19 protein-coding genes are annotated in these 22,234 nt (G+C 60.4%); 12 read left to right on the plus strand and 7 right to left on the minus strand.

Translation table 11 applies throughout. The features are described 5' to 3' along the window. Window positions 1-3: 3 nt before the first annotated feature. Window positions 4-792, minus strand: a complete 789-nt coding sequence (locus J7U39_RS08360) for a sulfite exporter TauE/SafE family protein (RefSeq protein ID WP_210631318.1) — start codon at window positions 790-792, stop codon at window positions 4-6. Window positions 793-1,024: 232 nt separating this feature from the next. Here J7U39_RS08360 and metG point away from each other — a divergent pair, with 232 nt between their 5' ends. From metG to J7U39_RS08375, 3 genes are read left to right on the plus strand one after another with little or no spacing between them, the layout of a single operon-like run. Beyond that, complete coding sequence (gene metG, locus J7U39_RS08365; protein WP_210631319.1) at window positions 1,025-2,575, plus strand: methionine--tRNA ligase; 1,551 nt, start codon at window positions 1,025-1,027, stop codon at window positions 2,573-2,575. A 4-nt stretch (window positions 2,576-2,579) separates the two neighbouring features. Next, complete coding sequence (locus J7U39_RS08370; protein ID WP_210631320.1) at window positions 2,580-3,362, plus strand: TatD family hydrolase; 783 nt, start codon at window positions 2,580-2,582, stop codon at window positions 3,360-3,362. 3 nt (window positions 3,363-3,365) lie between these two features. Beyond that, window positions 3,366-4,184, plus strand: a complete 819-nt coding sequence (locus J7U39_RS08375) for an MBL fold metallo-hydrolase (RefSeq protein WP_210631321.1) — start codon at window positions 3,366-3,368, stop codon at window positions 4,182-4,184. A gap of 67 nt (window positions 4,185-4,251) precedes the next feature. Here the strand turns inward: J7U39_RS08375 and J7U39_RS08380 are convergent, their stop codons facing one another. Beyond that, the gene (locus tag J7U39_RS08380) at window positions 4,252-4,860 is read right to left on the minus strand and encodes a TerC family protein (RefSeq protein WP_064802665.1); all 609 of its coding nucleotides are present in this window, start codon (window positions 4,858-4,860) and stop codon (window positions 4,252-4,254) included. A 257-nt stretch (window positions 4,861-5,117) separates the two neighbouring features. Between J7U39_RS08380 and J7U39_RS08385 the strand changes: the two genes are divergently transcribed. From J7U39_RS08385 to J7U39_RS08395, 3 genes are all read left to right on the plus strand, one after another. Continuing rightward, window positions 5,118-5,777, plus strand: a complete 660-nt coding sequence (locus J7U39_RS08385) for a hypothetical protein (protein ID WP_210631322.1) — start codon at window positions 5,118-5,120, stop codon at window positions 5,775-5,777. Between the two features lie 63 nt (window positions 5,778-5,840). Continuing rightward, a complete protein-coding gene (locus tag J7U39_RS08390) occupies window positions 5,841-6,221 on the plus strand; it encodes a hypothetical protein (RefSeq protein WP_210631323.1) in 381 nt (126 codons plus the stop codon). 327 nt (window positions 6,222-6,548) lie between these two features. Further along, window positions 6,549-8,702: a mechanosensitive ion channel family protein gene (locus tag J7U39_RS08395; protein ID WP_210631324.1), complete on the plus strand. Its 2,154-nt coding sequence runs from the start codon at window positions 6,549-6,551 to the stop codon at window positions 8,700-8,702. An 828-nt stretch (window positions 8,703-9,530) separates the two neighbouring features. Here J7U39_RS08395 and J7U39_RS08400 read toward each other — a convergent pair. The 4 genes from J7U39_RS08400 to J7U39_RS08415 are packed head-to-tail and all read right to left on the minus strand — an operon-like array spanning window position 9,531 to window position 11,962. After that, the gene (locus tag J7U39_RS08400; RefSeq protein ID WP_210631325.1) at window positions 9,531-9,842 is read right to left on the minus strand and encodes a PRC-barrel domain-containing protein; all 312 of its coding nucleotides are present in this window, start codon (window positions 9,840-9,842) and stop codon (window positions 9,531-9,533) included. Then, window positions 9,839-10,204, minus strand: coding sequence for a hypothetical protein (locus J7U39_RS08405; RefSeq protein ID WP_210631326.1), 366 nt, complete (start codon window positions 10,202-10,204; stop codon window positions 9,839-9,841). The genes J7U39_RS08400 and J7U39_RS08405 overlap by 4 nt, the downstream gene beginning before the upstream one ends. A gap of 1 nt (window position 10,205) precedes the next feature. Then, a complete protein-coding gene (locus J7U39_RS08410) occupies window positions 10,206-11,423 on the minus strand; it encodes an Nramp family divalent metal transporter (RefSeq protein WP_210631327.1) in 1,218 nt (405 codons plus the stop codon). Continuing rightward, window positions 11,420-11,962, minus strand: coding sequence for a hypothetical protein (locus tag J7U39_RS08415; protein ID WP_210631328.1), 543 nt, complete (start codon window positions 11,960-11,962; stop codon window positions 11,420-11,422). The genes J7U39_RS08410 and J7U39_RS08415 overlap by 4 nt, the downstream gene beginning before the upstream one ends. Before the next feature lie 290 nt (window positions 11,963-12,252). On the opposite strand from J7U39_RS08415, the gene J7U39_RS08420 reads away from it, so the two are divergent. The 4 genes from J7U39_RS08420 to J7U39_RS08435 all read left to right on the plus strand — a co-directional run bounded on the left by J7U39_RS08420 (window position 12,253) and on the right by J7U39_RS08435 (window position 20,477). Next, complete coding sequence (locus J7U39_RS08420) at window positions 12,253-13,680, plus strand: ISNCY family transposase (protein WP_210631329.1); 1,428 nt, start codon at window positions 12,253-12,255, stop codon at window positions 13,678-13,680. Window positions 13,681-14,102: 422 nt separating this feature from the next. After that, window positions 14,103-16,358, plus strand: coding sequence for a bifunctional diguanylate cyclase/phosphodiesterase (locus J7U39_RS08425; RefSeq protein WP_210631330.1), 2,256 nt, complete (start codon window positions 14,103-14,105; stop codon window positions 16,356-16,358). A gap of 125 nt (window positions 16,359-16,483) precedes the next feature. After that, a complete protein-coding gene (locus tag J7U39_RS08430; protein WP_210631628.1) occupies window positions 16,484-19,729 on the plus strand; it encodes an adenylate/guanylate cyclase domain-containing protein in 3,246 nt (1,081 codons plus the stop codon). A 67-nt stretch (window positions 19,730-19,796) separates the two neighbouring features. Next, complete coding sequence (locus J7U39_RS08435; protein WP_210631331.1) at window positions 19,797-20,477, plus strand: peroxiredoxin-like family protein; 681 nt, start codon at window positions 19,797-19,799, stop codon at window positions 20,475-20,477. Window positions 20,478-20,489: 12 nt separating this feature from the next. Here the strand turns inward: J7U39_RS08435 and J7U39_RS08440 are convergent, their stop codons facing one another. Continuing rightward, on the minus strand, window positions 20,490-21,044 hold the full coding sequence (locus J7U39_RS08440) for a cytochrome c (RefSeq protein ID WP_210631332.1): 555 nt from the start codon (window positions 21,042-21,044) through the stop codon (window positions 20,490-20,492). 160 nt (window positions 21,045-21,204) lie between these two features. Between J7U39_RS08440 and J7U39_RS08445 the strand changes: the two genes are divergently transcribed. Together J7U39_RS08445 and J7U39_RS08450 are read left to right on the plus strand one after the other, a co-directional pair. After that, window positions 21,205-21,699, plus strand: coding sequence for a cytochrome b/b6 domain-containing protein (locus J7U39_RS08445; protein ID WP_210631333.1), 495 nt, complete (start codon window positions 21,205-21,207; stop codon window positions 21,697-21,699). A gap of 113 nt (window positions 21,700-21,812) precedes the next feature. Next, window positions 21,813-22,211: a hypothetical protein gene (locus J7U39_RS08450; RefSeq protein ID WP_247241736.1), complete on the plus strand. Its 399-nt coding sequence runs from the start codon at window positions 21,813-21,815 to the stop codon at window positions 22,209-22,211. Window positions 22,212-22,234 lie beyond the last annotated feature (23 nt).

Below are 22,234 nucleotides of genomic sequence, written 5' to 3' on the forward strand. Positions count from 1 at the left end.
GGATCAGCCGGCCAGCAGCTTCCACGCGACGAGCGCAAGGGTGACGGCTAGGACAATGCGAATGATGCGTTCGTGCAGCCTCGGCGCCAGAAGGCTTCCCAGAATGATGCCGGGAATCGAGCCGACGAGCAGGGCAAGGAGCATCGCCCAGTCGATCTCACCAATCAGCCAATAGCCGGTGCCGCCGATCAGGGTCAGGGGTACGGCGTGGACGATATCGGAGCCAACGATCTCGCGCACATCAAGCCTCGGATAGAGCACGAGCAGGATCGTCACACCGAGCGCACCGGCGCCAACCGAAGTCAAGGTGACAAGCACGCCGAGACAGAATCCGAGAATGACGGTGAGGGCAAGAATGGTCGTCGGCCGCGGCGGGTTGCGTCCGCCGATGGCGCGGCGCGCCAATTGAAGGATCGGGCCACGAAAGATCAGCATGATCGCAGTCATGACGAGAAGCCAACCGAGGGCTGATGTAATGGTGTTGGTCACGCCGATGCTCTTGCGATCGACACCTGCCAGCAGCCAGAGCATCAGCAAGGCGGCCGGAACGCTGCCGGCGGCGAGACTGCCGACGATCTTCCAGTTGACGCGCCCATGCATGCCGTGAACGGCGGTGCCCGCCGTCTTGGTGATCGCCGCATAGAGAAGATCGGTGCCGACGGCCGTTGCCGGATGGACGCCGAAGAGCAGCACCAGCAGGGGTGTCATCAGCGAGCCGCCGCCAACGCCGGTAATGCCGACGAGGGCGCCTACAAACAGTCCCGAAATTGAATAGAGAGGCTCGAATGTCAAGCAAGCGCCTCCGACGGCGCCTGGCCACGGGGATTGTGGTAGGTGAAAACTGGCACTTCGTTCGGTCCCGCCTCTCTTTGTGACGACCGGTAAATTGCGTGCGGGGTGGAGTCAAGCTCACGACCACGTGTCCCGGAAATCATGGACGGCAGCGAAACTTGATGTTTCGCTTGACGGTGACATGCGCTAAGAGCGGCTGACCATTGATAGAATAAGCCGGACCTTGGCCGCCATGACAGACAAAAAACCCTTCTACATCACCACCGCGATTTCCTATCCGAACGGCAAGCCGCATATCGGCCACGCCTATGAACTGATCGCGACCGATGCAATGGCGCGCTACCAGCGCCTGGACGGCAGGGATGTCTTCTTTCTGACGGGCACCGACGAACACGGCCAGAAGATGCAGCAGACGGCGCGCGCCGAGGGGATCTCCGCGCAGGCGCTCGCCGACCGCAACTCCGGCGAATTCGAGGCAATGGCGAAGCTGCTCAACGCCTCCAACGATGACTTCATCCGCACCACGCAGGAGCGTCATCACGAGACGTCGCGGAATATCTGGAAGCTGATGGCCGACAATGGCGACATCTACAAGGACAGCTATGCCGGCTGGTATTCGGTGCGCGACGAGGCCTATTACCAGGAAAGCGAGACGGATCTGCGCGCCGACGGCGTGCGTTACGGCCCGCAAGGCACGCCCGTCGAGTGGGTGGAAGAGGCAAGCTATTTCTTCAAGCTCTCCGAATACCAAGACAGGCTGCTTGCCCACTACGAGGCCAATCCCGATTTCATCGGTCCGGCCGAACGCCGCAACGAGGTGATCTCCTTCGTCAAGTCGGGCCTCAAGGACCTGTCGGTCTCGCGCACGACCTTCGATTGGGGCATCAAGGTGCCGAACGACCCTGCGCATGTCATGTATGTCTGGGTGGACGCGCTGACCAACTACATCACGGCGACGGGCTATATCGAGGACAAGAATGGTCCGAGGGCGAAGTACTGGCCGGCCGATGTGCACATCATCGGCAAGGACATCATCCGCTTCCACGCGGTCTATTGGCCGGCCTTCCTGATGTCGGCGAAGCTGCCGCTGCCGAAACGCGTTTTCGCCCACGGCTTTCTGCTCAACAAGGGCGAGAAGATGTCGAAGTCGCTCGGCAACGTCGTCGATCCGGTCAATCTGGTGAACCATTTCGGCCTCGATCAGGTGCGCTACTTCTTCCTGCGCGAAGTCTCCTTTGGTCAGGACGGCAGCTATAGCGAAGAGGCGATCGGCACGCGCATCAATTCCGATCTCGCCAACGGCATCGGCAACCTCGCCAGCCGGTCGCTGTCGATGATCGTCAAGAATTGCGACGGCAAGATCCCGGAATGCGGGGCGCTGACCGACGAGGACAAGGCGATGCTGGCCCAGGCCGACGCGCTGCATGCATCGACGCGCGAGGACATGAGCAAGCAGCTCATCCATCGCGCGCTCGCCTCGATCATTGCAGTCGTTTCGGAGGCCGACCGCTATTTTGCCGGCCAGGCGCCCTGGGCGCTGAAGAAGACGGATCCGGCGCGGATGGGCACGGTGCTGTACGTCACGGCCGAGGTGGTGCGCCAGATCGCCATCCTGCTGCAGCCCTTCATGCCGGAATCGTCGGGCAAGCTGCTCAATCTCGTCGCCGCGCCTGGCGACAAGCGCGATTTCGCCGCGCTTGGCGAGGCTGGCCGTCTTGTTGCCGGGACGGCGCTCGAAGCGCCGACGCCGGTCTTCCCGCGCTATGTGGCTCCGGAGGCCTGAGGCCGTGCTGATCGATACCCATTGCCATCTCGATTTTGCCGACTTCGAAGCGGAGCGGGACGAAATTGTCACGCGCGCCCACCAAGCCGGCGTCAAGCAGATGGTGACTATTTCGACGCGCGTGCGCAAGCTCGACGGGCTGCTCGCCATCACCGAGAAATATCCGTCGGTATTCTGCTCCGTCGGCACGCATCCGAACAATGCCGGCGACGAGCTGGACATCCAGACCGAAGACCTGGTGCGCCTGGCGAAGGCGCATGAGAAAGTGGTGGCGATCGGCGAGGCGGGCCTCGATTATTTCTACGACACGCAGACACCTGAAGACCAGCAGACCGGCTTTCGCCGCCATATTGCCGCCGCTCGGGAAACCCAGCTTCCGCTGGTCATCCACAGCCGCAGCGCCGATGCCGACATGGCTGACATCCTGACCGAGGAAACGGGGAAGGGGGGCTTTCCCTTCATCCTGCATTGCTTCTCGGCAGGACCGGATCTGGCGCGCACTGGTGTCGAACTCGGCGGCTACATCTCTTTCTCCGGCATTCTGACCTTCCCGAAGTCGGAAGAGCTGCGTGAGATCGCCAAGACGATCCCGCATGAGCGGCTGCTGGTGGAAACGGACGCGCCCTATCTCGCGCCGAAGCGCTGGCGCGGCAAGCGCAATGAGCCGTCCTATGTCGTCAACACGGCCGAAGTGCTCGCCGAGACGATCGGCCTTTCCTATGCGGACACCGCACGGATCACGACGGAGAACGCTTTGCGCCTGTTCTCGAAAATGCCAAGGATTTAGCAGGTGCTCTATCGGCGGCGCTTCACCATTCTCGGCTGTTCGTCGTCACCGGGCGTGCCGCGTATCACTGGCGACTGGGGCGCCTGCAATCCCGACAACCCTAGGAATCGGCGCACACGCGCCTCGTTCATGGTGCAGCAATTCGCTCCTGATGGCGGTGTGACGACCGTCGTCATCGACACCGGGCCGGATTTTCGCGAGCAGATGATCAGGGCGGGAGCCGACCATGTCGATGCCGTGCTCTACAGCCATCCCCATGCCGATCATATCCATGGCATAGATGATCTGCGCGGCTATTTTCACAATACGCGCCGGCGAGTGCCGATCTACGCCGACCAATTTACGATGGACAGGCTGCGTGAAGCCTTCGGTTATTGCCTGGAGACGCCGCCGGGCAGCAACTATCCGCCGATCGTGCTGCCTGTCGTCATCGAAAATCTCAACGAACCCGTCGAAATCCGCGGCCCCGGCGGCAAGATCGATTTTTTTCCGCATATCCAGCAGCATGGCGATATCAATTCGCTCGGCTTCCGCATCGGCGATGTAGCCTATTGCAGCGATATCAGCGATTTCCCGCCCCAGACCGTCGAGAAACTGCAAAATCTCGATGTGCTGATCATCGACGCCCTGCAGTACACCTATCATCCAAGCCATCTGTCGCTGGAACAGTCGCTCGACTGGATCGGCCGGCTGAAGCCGAAACGGGCGATTCTCACCCATATGCATACGCCGCTGGATTATGACGCGGTGATGGCGCAGACGCCGGACCACGTGGTGCCGGCGTTTGATCAGATGAGCTTCGAGACGGAGTTTTTCGCTTAACCCAGCGCTGCAGCGTGCTTACACGCGCGCGGCAGGATCGGGGACTGAGCCCCGACCCTGGCACAGGTCACTGCATATAGGGAAGGACCTCGACGGCGCCGCGGTAGATCATGTCGAGCGAGACGTAGAGGATGATCAGCAGACCAATATAAGCGATCCAGCGATGGCGGCCGAGCAGCCGGGCGATCAGGTTTGCGGCAATACCCATCAGTGCGATTGACAGGGCGAGGCCGATGACCAGGACGCTCGGATGTTCGCGCGCAGCACCGGCAACGGCGAGCACGTTGTCGAGCGACATCGAAACGTCGGCAATGACGATCTGGGTTGCCGCCTGGAAGAAGGTCTTTTTCGGCGCGCCTTCGCCGCTTTCCGCTACGCGATCCTCGTTATGGCCGTCGCGAAGCTCGCGCCACATCTTCCAGCAGACCCAAAGCAGCAGCAGACCGCCGGCCAGCAGCAGGCCGACGATCGCCAGCAGATAGACGGCGACACTGGCAAAGAGAATACGCAGGACCGTTGCGGCAAGAATGCCGACGATGATCGCCTTGCGCCGTTGCGTGGCCTCGAGGCCGGCAGCGGCAAGACCGATGACCACAGCGTTGTCGCCGGCGAGAACAAGGTCGATAGCAATGACCTGCAGCAAAGCCGTCAGACCGGCTGCCGTGAAGATGTCCATATGAAATGTCCCCAATGCGTCGAAAGCCGTGCTAGCGTCTCGATGGTTTGACGTCAACCGCCGAAGGCTGCAACAGACGGTGCGATTCACCGCCTGGTGTATCTGAAAAAGGACAGGCGGCAACGTTATGGAACTGCCATGGAATGCCGCCGATCCGTCCCACTGCCGTGGAACATTCATCTCGGCTGCCGGTTCTTCAAGTCAGAAACCAGGCGTCGGGTCCGACGGCTGGAACAAGACATCGAGAGGAGCGTTCCGTGAGCAACATTCACCACGATACGAACCCGGGTTCTTCAGGCCCGATGGGCGGCGGCAGTCTTACCGCATTTTTCGACAGTCGGAACGAAGCCGAATCTGCGATCTCCCGTCTCGAGGACGCAGGTGTGCCGGTCGCGAGGATCAGATTGATGCCGGGCTATGAAGCGGATGGAAGGAATGCCGGCGCCATAAGCGACGACCGCAGCGGCTTCTTCGACGCGCTGGCCGACTTCTTCTTCCCGGATGAAGATCGCGCGATGTATGCAGAAGGGCTGCGGCGAGGCGGCTTCCTGGTTCAAGTCAACGATATCGACGACGCGCTCTATGAGACCGTTCACGATATTCTCGACGATGAGGGCAGCATCGACATTGATGAGCGGGCAGATCTCTGGTTATCGGAAAGCGGCCGCGAAGGCGGATCCAATACCGGTTTTGCCGGCACAGCCCGAGGCGGCAGAGCCGCGGACGACCTGGCCGTGTCCGAAAGCGCGTTCGAAGATGAAACGCGACCGGTCGCGATGCGCGACACCACGCATGGAAGCGCCAAGGTCCGCGCCTATACCTCTCCCGGGGTCGGCTCGCCATCAACCGATGCCGATCGGCAAACGCAGACGCAAGGCGGATCGAACCAGAGTCAGGGATTCCGACGCGATCACTGATGTCCAGTTCCAGGCATGAGAGCCGGCGACGTTCGCTCTAGCTCATATTCGAAGGAGACGTCCATGCAATCCTCCATCAATCGTGACGGTTTCTTTCCGCCGGATCCCGATGAGTTGGTCGCGGAAGGCGAGCCGCCCTTTGCCGATGCCGCCAGCGCAACCGCGCGTGAGAAGGCCGAGCACGATCTCGACCTCCTGCAGCACGAAGTGAGGCTGTTGCGCGCCCGGCTCGGCATTTTGCGCGAAGATGCGGAATCGGCGCTGAAAGCCCAGGCAAACCTGATAGACGCAAGCGCCCATGTCCAGCTCGGCAGCTATCCCTGGGCAAAGCTCGCCTTGGCCACGGGCGCGGCGTTCATTGCCGCCAGAATCGTTCGCAGCCTTCCGTTCGGCGTTTTGCTGGCCGGATTTGCCGGCCACCTCTCCGAGACGAGACGGTGGTGAATGGCTGACCTACGCTCGGTCATCCGACAACTCGGAGAGAGCGATTTGCGGCCCGCGATCCGACTGCGGGCCGCACTTCGCAGCTGTTGCCCCAATTCATTTCTGACATTACCAACCGTCGCCGGCACTGTGCCGCAGGGAGTCTGCAGGCCGGGGAGGGCGCCCCGATGATACGTCACCGAGACAAGGATCGGCAATGATCGTAGCTGGGCAACGATCAGCCTGCCTCGGCCAGACTGGTTCGTCGATTGACGTTGATGGCGTGACACTTCACAAAGTGCCAAGCCTCTACAGCACAAGCGGCACCGTCCCGGGGAACACGATCACATGCGCAGCAACGACGACCGCCACCGCTTGCGGAAGATATTCACAGTCCTGACGGTCGGGTTTTCCACGCTGCTGCCAATCGGTATTAATCCTGCTTCCTCGGCCGAGTCATCCGGATCCTCAGCGCCGATCCGCGTTATCATCGAATTGCCAAATGACGATTCCGGTCGCGCTCTGGTCGATCGGATCGTTCCCGGCAATCAGGAGCCCACGCGGCCAGTCGCCGTCTCACCGGCGCCAGCACCGCCGTCGATCGCGACCTCACTGCAGGATTTGCGCCAGCGCTTGCTCTCGCTCGTCAACGCAGTTCCAACCCTTCCGGGACAGATCCAGGCGGCGATCCGGCTCTTCCAGACAGACAATCGTATCGACCCTGTCGGTCTGATGCTGGCGGTCACACTCTTCGTTGCTGGCGGATTTCTCGCGCAGCGCATCGCCTGGTGGTCGGGGCGAGGGCTTCTTCATTTTATACTGACCGCACCTGCCGACACGGTCCGGCAGCGGATCAAACTGCACGCCGGGCGGCTGTCAATGGGGCTTCTCGCATTGATCGGCTACCTCATCGGAAGCCTCGGCGCCTTTATCCTTTTTCCATGGCCCGCTGTGTTTCGCGATGTTGCGCTTATTCTGCTGTCAGCTGCGCTCATGGTGCGCCTCGGCGTGCTGGCGGGCCGCATTGTGATCGCGCCGGGCGCCCGCCTGCCGCATATGCGGCTTGTGACCCTTGTGACGTCGCTTGCGTGGTTCTGGTACTACTGGCTCCTTGCAACGGCCGCGCTGTTAGCAACCGGCTGGGCCACCATCGAAGTGATTCGGACGATCGGGGCTTCAGCCATATTGGTCGATCTTTTTACCGCGGCATGGCTCGCGGTCGTCTCGATCGCGCTGATCGCGATGATCTGGCTGCGGCAGTTTCGTTCCGACGGGCCGCCGGTGAACCGGCTGATCAGCGTCGGCTTCAGCGCAGGCATCATTCTCTCGTGGCTGTTATGGGTGTCGGGACTGCGTGCTGCATTCTGGACGGTGATCGTCATTGCGCTTCTGCCGCTGACGGTATCGGTAACGCGCGATATCACTCGGCGCATCATTATGAATTCGCAGGATGAGCGTGCGGTGGAGGATCCGGCCATCTTGGGATGGTCGGTCGTTATCATGCAGACGTTGCGCAACGGCCTTATCGTGGTTGCCGCGCTGCTCATCGCCCGCTCGTGGGATGTCAATCTCGGTGATCTTGCCGCAGCCGAAACGATGACCACACGTCTGATCCGCGCGGGAATCCGAATCGTGATCGTCTTGCTGGTGACCGACGTCATCTGGAAGCTCGTCAGCACTCTGATCGACACGCAGATGGAAGTGGCGTCGAGAAGCGTGAATGCAGGCCACCAGGAGGGGCCAGAGGCGCGCCGTCGTCAGCGGTTGAATACGCTTCTTCCCATTCTTCGCAACGTGCTGTTCCTCGCGATCGGCGCTGTCGGCTTTCTGATGATCCTGGATGCTGTCGGCATTCAGATCGGGCCGCTGCTTGCGGGCGCCGGTGTCGTCGGCATAGCCGTCGGCTTCGGTGCGCAAACGCTCGTCAAGGACATTATCTCCGGTGTCTTTTATCTGTTCGACGATGCCTTTCGGATTGGAGAATATATCCAGGCGGCAAAATACAAAGGTACTGTCGAAGGATTTTCGTTGCGATCGATCCGCTTGCGACACCACCGCGGTCCTGTCACCATCGTTCCATTCGGCGAACTCGGCGCGGTGCAAAATCTGAGCCGCGACTGGGTGATCGACATCATCACGCTTACACTGAACTACGACAGCGACCTCGAGGAGGTTCGCAAGACCATCAAGCGCATCGGCGTCGAGCTTCTGGACGATGCTGAGCTCGGGCCCCACATCATCGAGCCCTTGAAAATGCAGGGCATCGAGCAGATGGCGGACTATGGCGTGCAGATAAGGCTGAAATTCATGGCAAAACCGGGCGAGCAGTTTGGCGTCCGCCGAAAGGCGCTTGCCATGCTGAAGAAGACCTTCGCCGAAAAGGGCATCCAGTTTGCAACACCGACGGTACATGTCTCCGGCGGAACGGCCGATGCAGCGTCATCCGCTGCCGCGTCGGAGCTGCAGAGACCACCAAAACCCGTCTTGCCGATTGAGGAGTGACAACCCGCAATTGGGCTCCATCCCCTTGACCGACGGCGCTATATTGCTGATTGAATATGTCGAGAAGGTCTGCCCCTGGCGATCCCAATTGGCACCGGAGCAACTTGGACGCTGACAATCGGATGCTGACAGTCACGTCTACATTCAGCTACGTCCTCAAGCGGCAATTGTGTCGAGCGTTTCGGCGCGGCAGGCGATAGCATCTGAGGCAGCGTTTTTGGGCAAGGATGTCCAAAAGTGCCTCCTGAAGGCGAAAGCGGGTTGGCGAAACGGCTGTCTTGGCCGTCCACTCGCTCGTTTTCGCTGATTTGCGCGCTGAAATCAATCACTTCCGATAAGCAGTACTTATCGGAAAGCCAGGAGCAACCTGGAGCATCATAGGTAGTGACGAACTGCCATCCAGAACCTTCTGCGACCCATCTCGGACGCCGGCATCGCGCTGGCCCGTCTCGACGAGCGGGTTGCACGGCGCCACCAAAGATACTCGCACCCCGACCCACGAGCTGACCATCGCCCGCGACGTTCTGAAAACCCGCCGACGCATTGCAGCGCAGCCGTCCGGCTGGGCGCTGTCGGCGGCATCTCCTGGGGATGTACGGTGTCGAGTAACGCGAAATTACATCGCCACATCTTCGCCAGATGTCGGCTCCCGACCTTGGCCCGAGGCGCCTTCTCAAGATCATGTTCGACGCCGCCGTCGCGGCGGCGGACCTGATCGAGGGAATCCGTCGGCATCTCCCAGCGACGAAGCGATTCCGGTGGAGGCACGGTGGTGTTAGTCCGAGGAGCCGTAACGGGGTGAGGGGTGCGGCAGCTGGATAGGTGGCTTCAGTTGAGCGTCTGCAGGGTGGTCTCCCTGCACGTCACTCGCAAGTGCCCGAGATCTCGCATATCGAGCTTGTCCCATGGAACCGCTTTTTTGCTGCCGGATTTTTCCGCCCCTATCGCGGTCAGTAGCGCGCGACCGATGGCAAGCGCCGACAGCCGCTCAAAGAAACTGTAGGCGCCGAGGTGATATTCGACGACATAGAGGTCCGCGCCGCGCACTTCAGCCTTGACCTCTTCCACACGGCCAACGGCCTTGCCGTCAACGTCGTAGACCTGTTTTCCCAGCAGCAGTTCGAGTCGAACCTCGTTCATGATTGCCCTCCCGGGATCCACATAATAATGTGGCGCTTCAGCCAATCCTGACACTGCTCCAATGGCGTCTCGCGACGATCCACATTCACTTCGATGTCGATCCCAACGTCTCTCACTTTTGCCCAGGGCACGCGGAAAGCCGTGATGTTATCATCTTTGCCAGCCGCTCGGTAAAGCCAAAGTAGGAAGCGATGCGGCCGGCGGCCCATCCGTCGCGACAGCGTCACACCGCCCATTTCGATGAACGCGACTTTGGGAGCGTCGCCGTCAGAAAGGCTGAGGACGACGCCGTCTGCCTTACCGATACGATTTTGTTCCTTGTCGACCATTTGCTTGTCAAGGACGTCGCGGATCAAAAGCATATTATCCTCCTAAGATCTGCAGGGGAAGGGTTATCAGGGCGACGATGAACGACAAGCCGATAATGACCAACACGGCGGTATTGCTGATCCATCCATTACGGTGCTTTCCAACAAAATTGCGATCGTTCATCAAAAACAGAAACGGAATCACGCCGAAGGGCAATGCCAACGCAGTGATCGCCATTGAAAAAATCGTCAGTTGCAGGGGATCGACGCCAACCGCGATCGGCAGGACTGCGATGCCGATGAAGCCTGTATAGACAAGCGCGAATGCCGGATCGGTGCGGGGCTTGGCATCTTCCGACCAATTCCAACCAAAACCCTGGGCAACCAGGTACGCCTGGCCAAGGCTTGCTTCGAGCGCGGCGCCAAAGCAGCTGATTCCGAGCGATGCGGCGAAAAGGTAAAAACCCCATTTTCCCAACGCTGGGGTCAATATCGGCGCAATCTGGTCATATCCTTGGATGTCGGTGATGCCGCGCGGCGGAAAGACGAGTGCCGCCACGATCAGGATTGACGCTGCAATGACGGCGCCAAAGCTCATCCCAACCGTCGCGATCACCCGATTAACGCCAAGGAAGCTCTTATCCCACTTTTCCTCGATCGCGCCTGACGAGTAAAACAAGAACAGAAACGGGGCTATCACGGCTCCGAGAATGCTGACAGCAATGAAACCATAGTGCAGCGGCTCTTTTTCGGGCAGCGTCGGCACCAGCCCTTTTGCCACCTCCAGCCAGGGCGGATCCATGACAAACACACCCACCACGAAGCATACTGCCACCAAGCCCATGACGGCCACACCATCTTCGATCATGCCGAATGTGCCCTTCCAGAGCAGAAGCCATACGGTCAGGGCGACCGGCAATGCCCACCACTGAAAGCCGGCACCGCTAACAAACTGCAGTGCCAGCGCAATCCCACCAAGTTCTGAGGCGAGGACGAGCAGATTGACGATCGAGATTATCAACAAAGTGACCAGGAAGTAATTCGCTCCAAAACGTTCCCTCATACCATCGGCAACGGTGTGATGGCTTGCAATGGCAAATCGACCCGACATTTCAATCAGGAAAATCAGACAGACAGTGCCGACGACAATGGGCCAAAGCAGGCTGAACCCATAGGCCGCTCCCGCCTGGCTCGATGTTGCGATCTGGCCTGTTTCGATAAATCCCCCGACGCTGGTGACTATCCCCAGCGAAATCTGAAGCAGCTTTTTCATCCGCCGGCACCAGGGAGTTTACGCTGGTCGACCTCGTAGCGATGAAGCTCAACAAGATTTTGATGGGCCTGCTCGAAACGCCCATGTCCGATCTCGTCGTGCGCCGCGGCGATCAATCCATTGAGCCTGACGACAGCCGCTCTCGCTTGGTCATATCTCGGGGTTTGCGGCAGTTGCGATGAAAGATGCGATATTTCCCTGTGGCATCGTTGCACGGCAAGATCGGTGAAGCCTTCTGGAACACGTCCGCCAAGGCGGGCATCGAGGATCATCTCGGCGCTGGCGCTCCACATGAGGATTTCCTGCACTTGCCTGCGAGACTGCTCATCCTCGTTCGAACAGGAGACGAGTGACAGCAATAGAACCGTAGACAACGCTCTATTCGACCACCGCGAACTTCGTTTCAATGTTCTTCCTGGAGCGATGCGAACGTGACCTTGGCCTGCATGTGCCGTATCGCCGGGCAGTGCGACGTCGCGAGATTTCGGTGCTCGTCTGTCGCGAGGAGAGGAGGTGCGCGCCGGGAAAATCTGGGCCAAGATGCGCTCCGTGCGAAGAATGCGCCGAAATGACGGTTTGAGTTACCAATCAACCGTTTAAGATCATTTTAGTTCCGCCTCATGCGAGGGAGCGGTTCTGTTCGCATACATCATTCGGTTCCATAATCTACCTTATGCAATTTTGGTGTGTAGCGGCTATTTAGTAATGCGACAGTTGGGCCAGTTAGAGATGCGACAGTCTCGCCTCTCGACGTTCTGGTCAACGCCAACGTTGGGAGCAAGGATGACGACCTTCAGCCTGGTCGAGACCATGAGCGGTCGGAGTCGTGATGTCCTGTTTGATCACCATGTCGCAGAAAGAGTTGCATCGCCTCGAAATCATTCAGAAGATCCGCGACCGGCGCCTGAGCATTATCCAGGCCGCCGAGTTGCTTGATCTCAGTCGAAGTCAGGTTCATCGGCTGCTGCGGGACTATGACCGTTTCGGTGAAGCCGGCCTGGTTTCGAAGAAGCGATCCCGACCGAGCAATCGGCGCCACAGCGAGGATTTTCGCAATGCGGCGCTGGATCTGATCCGCGAACGCTATCTGGATTTCGGTCCGACGCTGGCGCGCGAGAAGCTGATCGAACTGCATCAGATTTCGGTCGCCAAGGAGACGCTGCGCCAATGGATGACCGAGGCTGGCATCTGGATCTCGCGGCGCGAACGTAAGAAGCGGGTTTTCCAGCCGCGCGGCCGGCGGGATTGTCTCGGCGAGCTCGTCCAGATCGATGGCTCGCATCACTGGTGGTTCGAGAACCGCGGCCCCAAGTGCGCCCTGCTCGTCTACATCGACGATGCTACCGGCAAGCTCTTACATCTGCGGTTTGCCGGATCGGAGAACACGTTCGATTACTTGCATGCGACGAAGTCCTATCTGCAGCAATGGGGCAAGCCTCTGGCGTTCTACAGCGACAAGCATGGTGTCTTTCGTTCGATCCATGCGTCGGAGAAAGACCGGACGAGCGGCCTGACGCAGTTCGGGCGAGCGCTTTATGAGCTCAACATCGACATCATCTGCGCCAACACCCCGCAGGCCAAGGGACGCGTCGAACGAGCCAATCAGACGCTGCAGGATCGGCTGGTGAAGGAACTGCGGCTTCGCGGCATCGACACGATCGAGGCCGCAAACCTCTATGCACCGGCGTTTATCGAGGATTTCAATGTCCGTTTTGGCAAACCGCCGCGCAATCCGAAGGACATGCATCGTCCTGTGGCCGATCATGAGAACCTCGATGGTGCCATGTGCCGGAAGGAGGTCCGCACGCTGTCGCAGTCCCTGACGCTCCGCTACGACAAGGTCTTGTTCATTCTCGATCCGACGGAGCTTTCCAGGCCCCTGGCGGGTAAGAAGGTCGTCGTTTGCGACTACCCGGACGGCCGCCTCGAGATCATGCACGAGAGTTTTACCCTGCCCTACAGAACCTTCGACACATTGCGGTCGATCCACCGGCCGGAGGTCGTCGAGAACAAGCGTTTGGACGACATGCTTTCGATCGTCGCTGAGCTGCAGGCTGGACGGGAACTGCAGCGCAGTAAAAGCGGCCCTCGCCGCACCGGTCAGACGGATCATATGTTTGGGATACCGGATGGCAGCCAGGGAAATGGTTATCAGAAGTGTGGCCGCAAGCCCGGCCGGCGGACGGACTTCATGAACGATCCGGAGGTGATTGCCAAACGACAGAAGGCGCTGGCGCGGATGGAGGCTGCGGAATGAATGGTGAGGGACATAGTCTCAAAGCTAAAGCCGAAGGGGTGCGTCCTACCCGCCCCCGCTCCTCCCTGCAATCCGGCCCAGCCGGTCGGATCGGGGGCTGACCGGCAGGGCCGGGACAGCCAGAGCGTCGCATTTCTAACTGGCCAGCGGCGCCGCATCTCTAATCAGCTTTGACAATCACCTGTAGCCGCAAAGTTAAAGTGTCCTGTATCTGCAAAGTAAGAATGTCACTCTCCCCGGGTTTGATGACCTGGGAGATAGGCGGATGGGACTGATAGCGCCGCGCGGTGTGTCCCCGGCCCTGCAAAAATCTAGCCATTCGTGCATGCCGGACTGACGACATTCGAACCGTATTGGTCGGTTTAGCGTTGCCTTAAAGAAGCTGTGCAAGGATACGCTCTTACCACCACACCGGCGAGCTGATGACGTTTCGAAAAGACCCAGAGATAGCGCGCAGCCGCGCGGGCTGCCTAACCGGCCACGTGAGCGCGTTCGCGCCAGCGGTATTTGCGGCCATTATTGCAGTCATCGTCGTCTGGGTGGCAACGAATTGGCGGCTGGAGCGCTCTTTGGCCGATGAACGCTCGGTCGTTGCCGGCGAGCTTGCCACGATATCATCTCGGCTGCAGACGAACCTGAACAGCAATGTGAAACTGTTGCAAGGGCTGGCGGCGGGTATCTCCGTCGATCCCGCAATGGGTCAGAACGGGTTCTCCAAACTTGCAGCACGGATCCTGCAGCCCGATTCACAATTGCGAAGCTTCGCCGCGGCGCCGGACATGGTCGTCAGATGGGTTTATCCGGAAATGGAAAATGAAAGAGCCATCGGGCTCGACTACCGGAAGAATGAGAAGCAACGGGCTGCCGCGATGCTGGCGCGCAACACCCACAATATCGTCTTGACCGGCCCGGTGGAGCTTGTCCAAGGCGGAATGGCCTTCGTGGTCAGGTGCCCTGTCTATGTCACCGATGGAAATAGCCAGATCTTTTGGGGCCTTCTTTCCGGAATCATCGATATTCCAAGGCTTTACGGCGATAGCGGTCTTCGTTCGACCGACCTTGAGGTTGCCATCAGCACCGAACCGGAGCCGGAATCGCCCAAACAGGTTTTTCTCGGCAGCCTGGAGACCTTTCAAAGGCAACCGGTCGTGGCAAATGTGGATATGACCTACGGCCGATGGACCCTCGCCGCGCGTCCGAAGCATGGATGGGGTAGAAATAACGGGATCGGCGCCTTCGAGTTCTATGCAAGTTTATTGGCCTTCTGTGTCGTTGCCCCCATCGTCTGGGTCGGCTTTCTGACCAGGTCGCGCCAAAGGACCATCGAAAAACTTCGCCTGCACAAGAAGAAGCTCGTTCGCGCCCGTCAGCGCCTGGAATACCTCTCACTGCACGACGCACTGACGGGACTTCCCAATCGGCGGTTCGTCGACCAGATGATCTCGCAGCCGCCGCGGCCCGCTCCGGAAGATTGCCTGATCCTCATTCATATCGATCTTGACCGGTTTAAGGAGATCAACGACACGAAAGGCCATGCTGGCGGTGACATCGTCCTCCAGACCACGGCTTTGCGGCTCGCCGATTTGGCCGGCCCGAACGACGTCGCGGCCCGCATCGGTGGAGACGAGTTCATTTTCGCCAGCTGGAGCGCCAATCCGGAGCCTAAAGCAGCCGAATTGGCCAGGCACATTGTCGACGCGCTTCAGCGCAACATCTTTATCGATGGAGCAGCATATGTGGTCGGAGCAAGCGTCGGTGTCGCCTGGGAGGCTGAACCTTCTCGTCGGGACCTCAGCCAATTGCTTCTGAATGCCGATCTGGCTCTCTACGAGGCGAAGAAGGCGGGTCGCGGTCGCGCGGCCATTTTCACGGAAGAGCTTCGCAGCGCCGCAATTCATTCGAAAGAACTGGCGGATGAATTCAATCAAGCGCTCGAACGCGACGAGTTTGTAGCGTTCTTCCAGCCGCAGTTCGACGCATCCACATTGGCAGTCGCAGGCGTCGAAGCCCTCGCCCGCTGGGACCATCCGCGAAGAGGTCTGCTCGGCCCGACCGAGTTTCTTGATGCTGCGGAAAGGCTCGGCCGTAGTGGCGACATGGATAAGCTGATCCTGCAAAAGGCACTCTTCGAGCTGACGAGATGGGACGGTTTGGGACTCCAAATCCCACGGGTCTCAGTGAATATCTCGGCGCGCCGACTGGCGCAGGCGAATCTCCTTGCCGAGCTTTCGGCGCTTCCCGCAGCGAGGGGGCGCCTGTGTTTCGAGCTGCTTGAAACAATCTCCTTCGACGAGCTTCAGCCCGCTCTCAATGAGGTGATTCCAGCAATCAAGGCGCTCGGCATAGAAATTGAAATTGACGATTTCGGCACGGAACATGCCAGTATCGTCAGCTTGCTTCGATTTGAACCCCGAAGGCTCAAGATCGATCGAGAGATTGTCAAGCCGATCATCGCCTCGCCTTCTCAACGCCGTCTGGTCTCCTCGATTATCGAAATCGGCCGGTCACAGAACATCGACATCGTTGCCGAAGGAGTGGAGACAATGGAGCACGCGAAGATCCTGAAAGATCTCGGCTGCCATCTGCTGCAAGGTTACGCTCTGGCAAGGCCAATGACCTCGGAGCAACTGATCGAATTTTGCCGTCGGACGGATAAGGGAACCGCAGCAGGCCGATAAGGTTGGCCGGCGGCTGTTTGTGCTTGCGGGTCTTCGTCAGCAGGTTCATTCTTATCGCCGTTGAGAAGCCCGCCGGCAGCGGCCGATATCGCTGTCGCATATCGGGTTTTTGTGAGATGCCTGCGATGGAATGCGCCGGCTGCGGTTTCGATATTCAGAGCGGTTTTGCTTTCTGTCCGCGATGCGGCTCAAAGCAACCTCTCTCTTGCGCGGCCTGCGGCTATCCATGTCAGCCGGATTTTGCCTTCTGCCCGAGATGCGGCGCATCGATCTCAAGCAAGACCCAGCCCGCCGCGAAACCGGCCATCGAGACAGCACCGGGTGAAGCCGATAGCGATGCCGACCGGCGGCCGGTGACGGTGCTCTTTGCCGATCTCTGCGGGTTCACTTCGCTAAGCGAGCAGATCGATCCTGAAGTCATGCGGGCGCTGCAGAACGAATTGTTCGAAGAGATGACCCGGGCGGTGGAAGCCTATGGCGGCTTCGTCGACAAATTTGTCGGCGATGCGCTTCTGGCGCTGTTCGGTGCGCCAGCCGCCCATGAGGACGACCCGGTGCGGGCGCTTGGCGCCGCACTTGATATGATCGACCGTGCCGCTACAGTCGGCAAACGCTGGCAATCGCGCGCCGGCGTGCCGCTGCGTCTGCATATCGGCATCAACAGCGGCCCTGTCGTCACCGGCGGTTTCGGCGCCGCCAGTGCGAAATCCTATTCCGTGACCGGCGACACGGTGAACACCGCGCAACGGCTGCAATCCATGGCCGGCGAAAACGATATTCTCGTCGGTCCGCTGACCTATCGCCTCACCCGCCACGCCTTTGCCTTCGACAGCCTCGGCGCGCAGGCCTTGCGCGGCAAGAGTGGAAACGTGCTCGTGCATCGGCTGACCGGGCTGCTGGAAGCGCCGCATAGGGCGCGCGGGCTCGAAAGTTTCGGCCTTCAGGCGCCGATGGTAGGACGGGACGCGGAATTGTCGCGCCTGCTGACCGGCCTCGACCTTGCCTGTGGCGGCGCCGCGCAGCTTGTCCGCCTGATCGGCGAAGCAGGAATCGGCAAATCGCGTCTGGCCAGCGAATTCGTCGGGGCCGCCGCCGATGCGGATCGTTTCCCCGGCCTTGCCATCCGCAGAGCCAGCTGTTCTCCCCTCGGCGAACAATCCTACGGCACGCTCGCCGCGGTCGTGCGGAGCGCCTACGGAATCGGCGAGCGCGACGATCCCGACAAGACACGGCAACTGCTGACAACAGGGTTCCGCGCCCTCGATCTCAGGCCTGACGACATCGAGGCGCTTTTGCCGCTCTTTCTGCATGTTCTCGGCTTCGGCGATCCCGATGGCGCGCTCCGGCACATCGAGCCGGAACAATTGCGGCGGCAGATCTTCTATGCGGTCCGCACCGTTTTCGAGCGGCGGCTGGCGCAAGGCCCTCTCCTTCTTGTCATCGAGGATCTCCACTGGGCGGATGCGGCCTCGCTGGAGGTGCTGCGCTTCATGATGGACCGGCTGGAGCGCAGCCGGCTGATGCTGCTCGCGATCTATCGGCCGACATCGCAGACGGACCCGCTGGACTCCAATCGCGTCAGCGTCACCGTCCAGCGTCTCGGCCCCCTCCTCGCTGCCGATGGGCAGACGCTGCTTGCCGCCTTTTTTGGCGAGGGTCACGGCAAGCTGCCGGCGCCGATGCGCAAGCGCATCCTCGATCGCGCCGGCGGCAATCCGCTGTTCATCGAAGAAATCCTGCGCGGGCTGATCGACATGGGCACGCTGCACAATGACGGCCAGCGCTGGCATGTCGCGGCCGAAGACGCGGATGTCGATATACCGGTCAATCTGCAGGCCCTGTTGCTTGCCCGCGTCGACCGGCTGCCGCAGGAGATCAGGCGTCTGGCGCAAGAGGCGGCGGTCGTCGGCCCGAAGTTCGATACCGCCCTGCTCCGCACCGTCGCGACCGACCCGGGCGGCATCGATGCGGCGCTGGATTATCTCTGCGATGCCAATATCATCGAGGAATTGCGCGGGCCGGACGCCGAGATAGCGCCGGGCTATCGCTTCAGCCAGACGCTGATGCACGATGTCATCTACCACAATCTGCTGCTGCAACGGCGCATGGAGCTTCACCGACGGATCGGCCGGGCGCTGGAACGCCAATATGGCGTGGCGCCGGATCGGGCGGAGCATCTGGCGCAGCTCGGCCATCATTTTAGCCTGACCACCGAAAAGGCCAAGGGCGCCAGCTATCTCATGGCGGCGGGCGATATGGCCCGCAAGATTTACGCCAATGACGATGCCATGCGTCTCTACCGTCAGGCTCTTGCTGCCTTTGCCGACGAGCCGGAGGTGACGCCGGAGCAATCGGCGCTGCTGGAGCGCCTTGGCGATCTCTGCGGTCCTGCCGGCCGGCGTGAGGCCGCCCTGAACCATTATCAGCGAGCACTTGCGACCCACCGCGTGAAAGATGATCGGATCTCCGTGGCGAGAATCTTGCGCAAGATCAGCCGCCTGCATCTCGATGCGGGACGTCGCGATCAGGCGGAGGCCCATTGCGCCGAAGCCGAAGCGATGATCGCGCCGATCGATGCGCCGGTCGAACATGCGCATCTCCTGCAGGAACGCGGCCACCTCGCCTTCCGCACCGGCGACCAGGCTGCTGCCGCCGAATGGGCGACACAGGCGCTGCAATGCCTGCAAACGCTGCCGATCGATGGAACGACGGAGGCCGGACGGGAGGCGGCGCGGGCGATGGCAGAGGCGCTGAACACCAAGGGTGCAGCGCTGGCGCGGCTCGGACGCCGCCGTGATGCCGTGCAGGAAGTGGAGCGCAGCCTTTCGGTCGCCGAAAAGGCCGATCTGCAAAGTGCCGCCTGCCGCGCCTATTCCAACCTCGGCGTTCTCTACACAATCGTCGATCCGGCCAACGCCATCAGAATCTGCCGGCGCGGGTTGGAGGTCGCCACTCGTATCGGCGATCTCGGCTTCCAGGCGCGTCTTCTCGCCAATCTCGCGGTCTCCTGCTGCACCTTCACAGATCGCTGCGGAGCGGAGGGCGTGCCGGCGGCGGAAAAGGCGGTGGAGATCGACCGGGCGCTCGATCAGCGCGACCATCTCTCCGTACCGCTGATCGTGCTCGGTCAGATACACCAATGTCATGGGCAGCCGAAGCTAGCTCGTAAGTATTACGAGGAAGCCCTTGAGGTTGCGAAGGAAATTGACGAGCCGCAACTGCTCTTTCCGTGTTATGATGGCTTGGCGACACTGAGCCTTGAACACGACGACATGGATGAAGCGGAACGGTATTTCGCGCTGGCGCAGGATGTGTGCATCCGCCACAAGCTCGACCCCGGCACATTCGTCGTCTTGCCGTTTCTCGACTGAGGGCTTCGTATCTAGCTCTGCATCAATTAGACCAGATAATTCAGAAACATACAGGGAGGAACTAACAATGCAGGAGAACCACGCCGATAAACCATTACAGCCTGGAGATCGCGCGCCCAACGTGGTGCTGGATGCGATCACCCGCCATGGCAAGATCGCCATCGATGATTTCCGCGGTCAGAAGCCGGTGCTCGTCGGCTTGTTTCGTGGCCTACACTGCCCCTTCTGCCGCCGGCAGATCGCCGCCATGGCCGAACTCACCGGTGCGTTGCAGGAGAAAGGCATCGACAGCCTGACAGTCGTCAATACGCCAATCGAGCGAGCGCGCCTCTATTTCCGCTACCACCCGCTTCCCAATTTACTGGCCGCCTCCGACCCCGAACGGGTATCGCACAGAGCCTTCGGCCTGCCGAATATCGAGTTCACCGAATCCGAGAACGAATGGCCGCACAAGGTCAGCATGAGCACGATGTCCTCAATGCGGATCGACATGCCGGGCGAGCTGCCGGAGCCCATGGATGTGATGGCGGCGATCGACTATCTCGACAAGGCCGACGGCTACGAATTCACGGAGGACGATACGCGGATGATCGCCACCGGCCATGGCCAGCTTGTCGGCGAATTCCTGCTCGACCGCGATGGCGTCGTGCGCTGGTGTTTCACGGAAGTCGAGGAAGGTGGGCGCAACTTGTTCGGCGGTCCCGCGCCTCGGGATGTGATGTCGGCGGCTTCGAATATGGCTGCTTGACACCAGTTGTGCTTATTGCGCCCTGAAGCGGGCGTGGCACGTCGTGCAGGTCTGCAGCATGAGGTGAAAGGCGTGCTCCGCCGGCATTGCCGACAGCTCCTGCTCGCTTCGGACGTGAGTGCCGAGCGGGCCGCTGCCCATGGCCTCTCCAGGCTTCATGCGCATGTCGGCAGGCATCGGTCCCGGATTATTCTGCGCAGCGGCGTCGAGCGCGATGGCGTAGTCGCGCAGGTCGTTTGCGATGCGGTCGAACCGCTCGCGCTCCTCAAGAATGTTCGGCCTGGCCTTTGATTGCGGGCTGGTCGCCTCGGATACGAAGTGTTCGGAAAGAACGACGCCGGATCTGTCGCGGATGGTGTCTGCTGCCCATCGGAACTCGGCTGCCTTGTAGCTCGCCGGATCCTTAAACATGCCGGAAATTGTCTTTGCCGCGGCGGCCATGGCCTTCATGTCCGCCTGCCGAAGCGCCACGACATCCTCGGCGGCCGGCGACGGGACTGTCGTCAAGAGAGCGGCTCCCATGGCAAGGAGCAGTCCAAAAGTCGTCACGAAAAAGGTCCGTCTCATAGAGTTATTTCCCAAGCCGACGTGATCCCGCTTCCACGCATATCCCTTCTCATCTGGGCAGCAAGAGGGCGGATACCCTCCCCGATGTTCTCGGCAATGGGCCGATGACGAAGCGTTAACCGCCGCCGAATAATCTGCGGCTCTGGCTCGGAGTGGATTAATGAGAGGCGGCTATTCGCTCGTTCAGATAGGGCTTCACTGGCTGGTCGCCTTCATGGTGCCGGTGCAGTATCTGACTGGCGGCAGCATCGAGAGAATCCATCATGCAGTCCACATGGGGATGACGCCGTCTGCGTGGGACGTCGTCCAGCATCAGCTCCACAACTACGCGGGGATCGGCATTGGCCTGCTGATGGGCGTGCGGCTCGTTCTCCGCATATTTCAGCCGCCCGAGCCTGCCGCGCCCGGCACATGGACCGGACGGATCGCCACGGCGCTTCATCACGTCTTCTACGCCGCAATCATCGGACAGGCCTGCATGGGGGGCGTCGCCAGCTATTTCTGGTTCGGAATCGCACACTACCATGTCGTGGGCTCGAAGATCATCCTGGCGATGGTGGCATTGCATCTTGCCGCAGCGGCCTGGCACACGCTGGTCGCCCGTGACGAGACAGTGGACCGGATGCTGCTGCCGCGGCCAGCAAAAAACGTCTAAGTGGCCAGCCTCAACCCCGCGGGATGCGTCATATTAAGGACTCATGTCGGCAATAGCTAGGTCCGCGATTGAAAACGGGCTGCATTACCTGTAGCTCTTCGGGAATGGCAAAGATGTACCGAATCACAGTGAGCATGTTGCTCGTTATGATGCGGCTGGTGATCGTTGTATCACTGGCCGGGTACTCGTTGGCGAACGCCAGTGCGGCGATGCATGGCTCAGCATTCCCGGAACTGCGCGTCGCCGCCGCAGAGATGATGCCGTCCCATGAAGGCCACGACTTGGCGGAAGCGGGCCACCACGACCATTCGCGCATCGATATGCCCGATGACGATGGAGGTCCATCGAAGCTCGTCAAGCAGGAATGCTGCAAGGATTTCTGCGGCGGCCTCGGCATCATTTGTGAAAGCCCCTACGTCGGTGGGCCAGTTGTAACCTCGATCCGGCAGTTCCTGGACGACCGCACGACCTTCGGCGAACAGCCGCCGCTCCACCGCCCTCCGAATATCTGAATAGAGACGCGCCCGCTCGATCG

This window comes from Rhizobium sp. NLR16a, assembly GCF_017948245.1.
Lineage (GTDB): Bacteria > Pseudomonadota > Alphaproteobacteria > Rhizobiales > Rhizobiaceae > Rhizobium.

Coding starts and splice junctions, on each gene's coding strand:
- metG (WP_210631319.1), top strand. CDS start 1,025: ATGACAGACAAAAAACCCTTCTACATCACCACCGCGATTTCCTATCCG.
- J7U39_RS08380 (WP_064802665.1), bottom strand. CDS start 4,860: ATGGACATCTTCACGGCAGCCGGTCTGACGGCTTTGCTGCAGGTCATT.
- J7U39_RS08390 (WP_210631323.1), top strand. CDS start 5,841: ATGCAATCCTCCATCAATCGTGACGGTTTCTTTCCGCCGGATCCCGAT.
- J7U39_RS08395 (WP_210631324.1), top strand. CDS start 6,549: ATGCGCAGCAACGACGACCGCCACCGCTTGCGGAAGATATTCACAGTC.
- J7U39_RS08400 (WP_210631325.1), bottom strand. CDS start 9,842: ATGAACGAGGTTCGACTCGAACTGCTGCTGGGAAAACAGGTCTACGAC.
- J7U39_RS08405 (WP_210631326.1), bottom strand. CDS start 10,204: ATGCTTTTGATCCGCGACGTCCTTGACAAGCAAATGGTCGACAAGGAA.
- J7U39_RS08410 (WP_210631327.1), bottom strand. CDS start 11,423: ATGAAAAAGCTGCTTCAGATTTCGCTGGGGATAGTCACCAGCGTCGGG.
- J7U39_RS08420 (WP_210631329.1), top strand. CDS start 12,253: ATGTCCTGTTTGATCACCATGTCGCAGAAAGAGTTGCATCGCCTCGAA.
- J7U39_RS08425 (WP_210631330.1), top strand. CDS start 14,103: ATGACGTTTCGAAAAGACCCAGAGATAGCGCGCAGCCGCGCGGGCTGC.
- J7U39_RS08430 (WP_210631628.1), top strand. CDS start 16,484: ATGGAATGCGCCGGCTGCGGTTTCGATATTCAGAGCGGTTTTGCTTTC.
- J7U39_RS08435 (WP_210631331.1), top strand. CDS start 19,797: ATGCAGGAGAACCACGCCGATAAACCATTACAGCCTGGAGATCGCGCG.
- J7U39_RS08440 (WP_210631332.1), bottom strand. CDS start 21,044: ATGAGACGGACCTTTTTCGTGACGACTTTTGGACTGCTCCTTGCCATG.
- J7U39_RS08445 (WP_210631333.1), top strand. CDS start 21,205: ATGAGAGGCGGCTATTCGCTCGTTCAGATAGGGCTTCACTGGCTGGTC.
- J7U39_RS08450 (WP_247241736.1), top strand. CDS start 21,813: ATGTACCGAATCACAGTGAGCATGTTGCTCGTTATGATGCGGCTGGTG.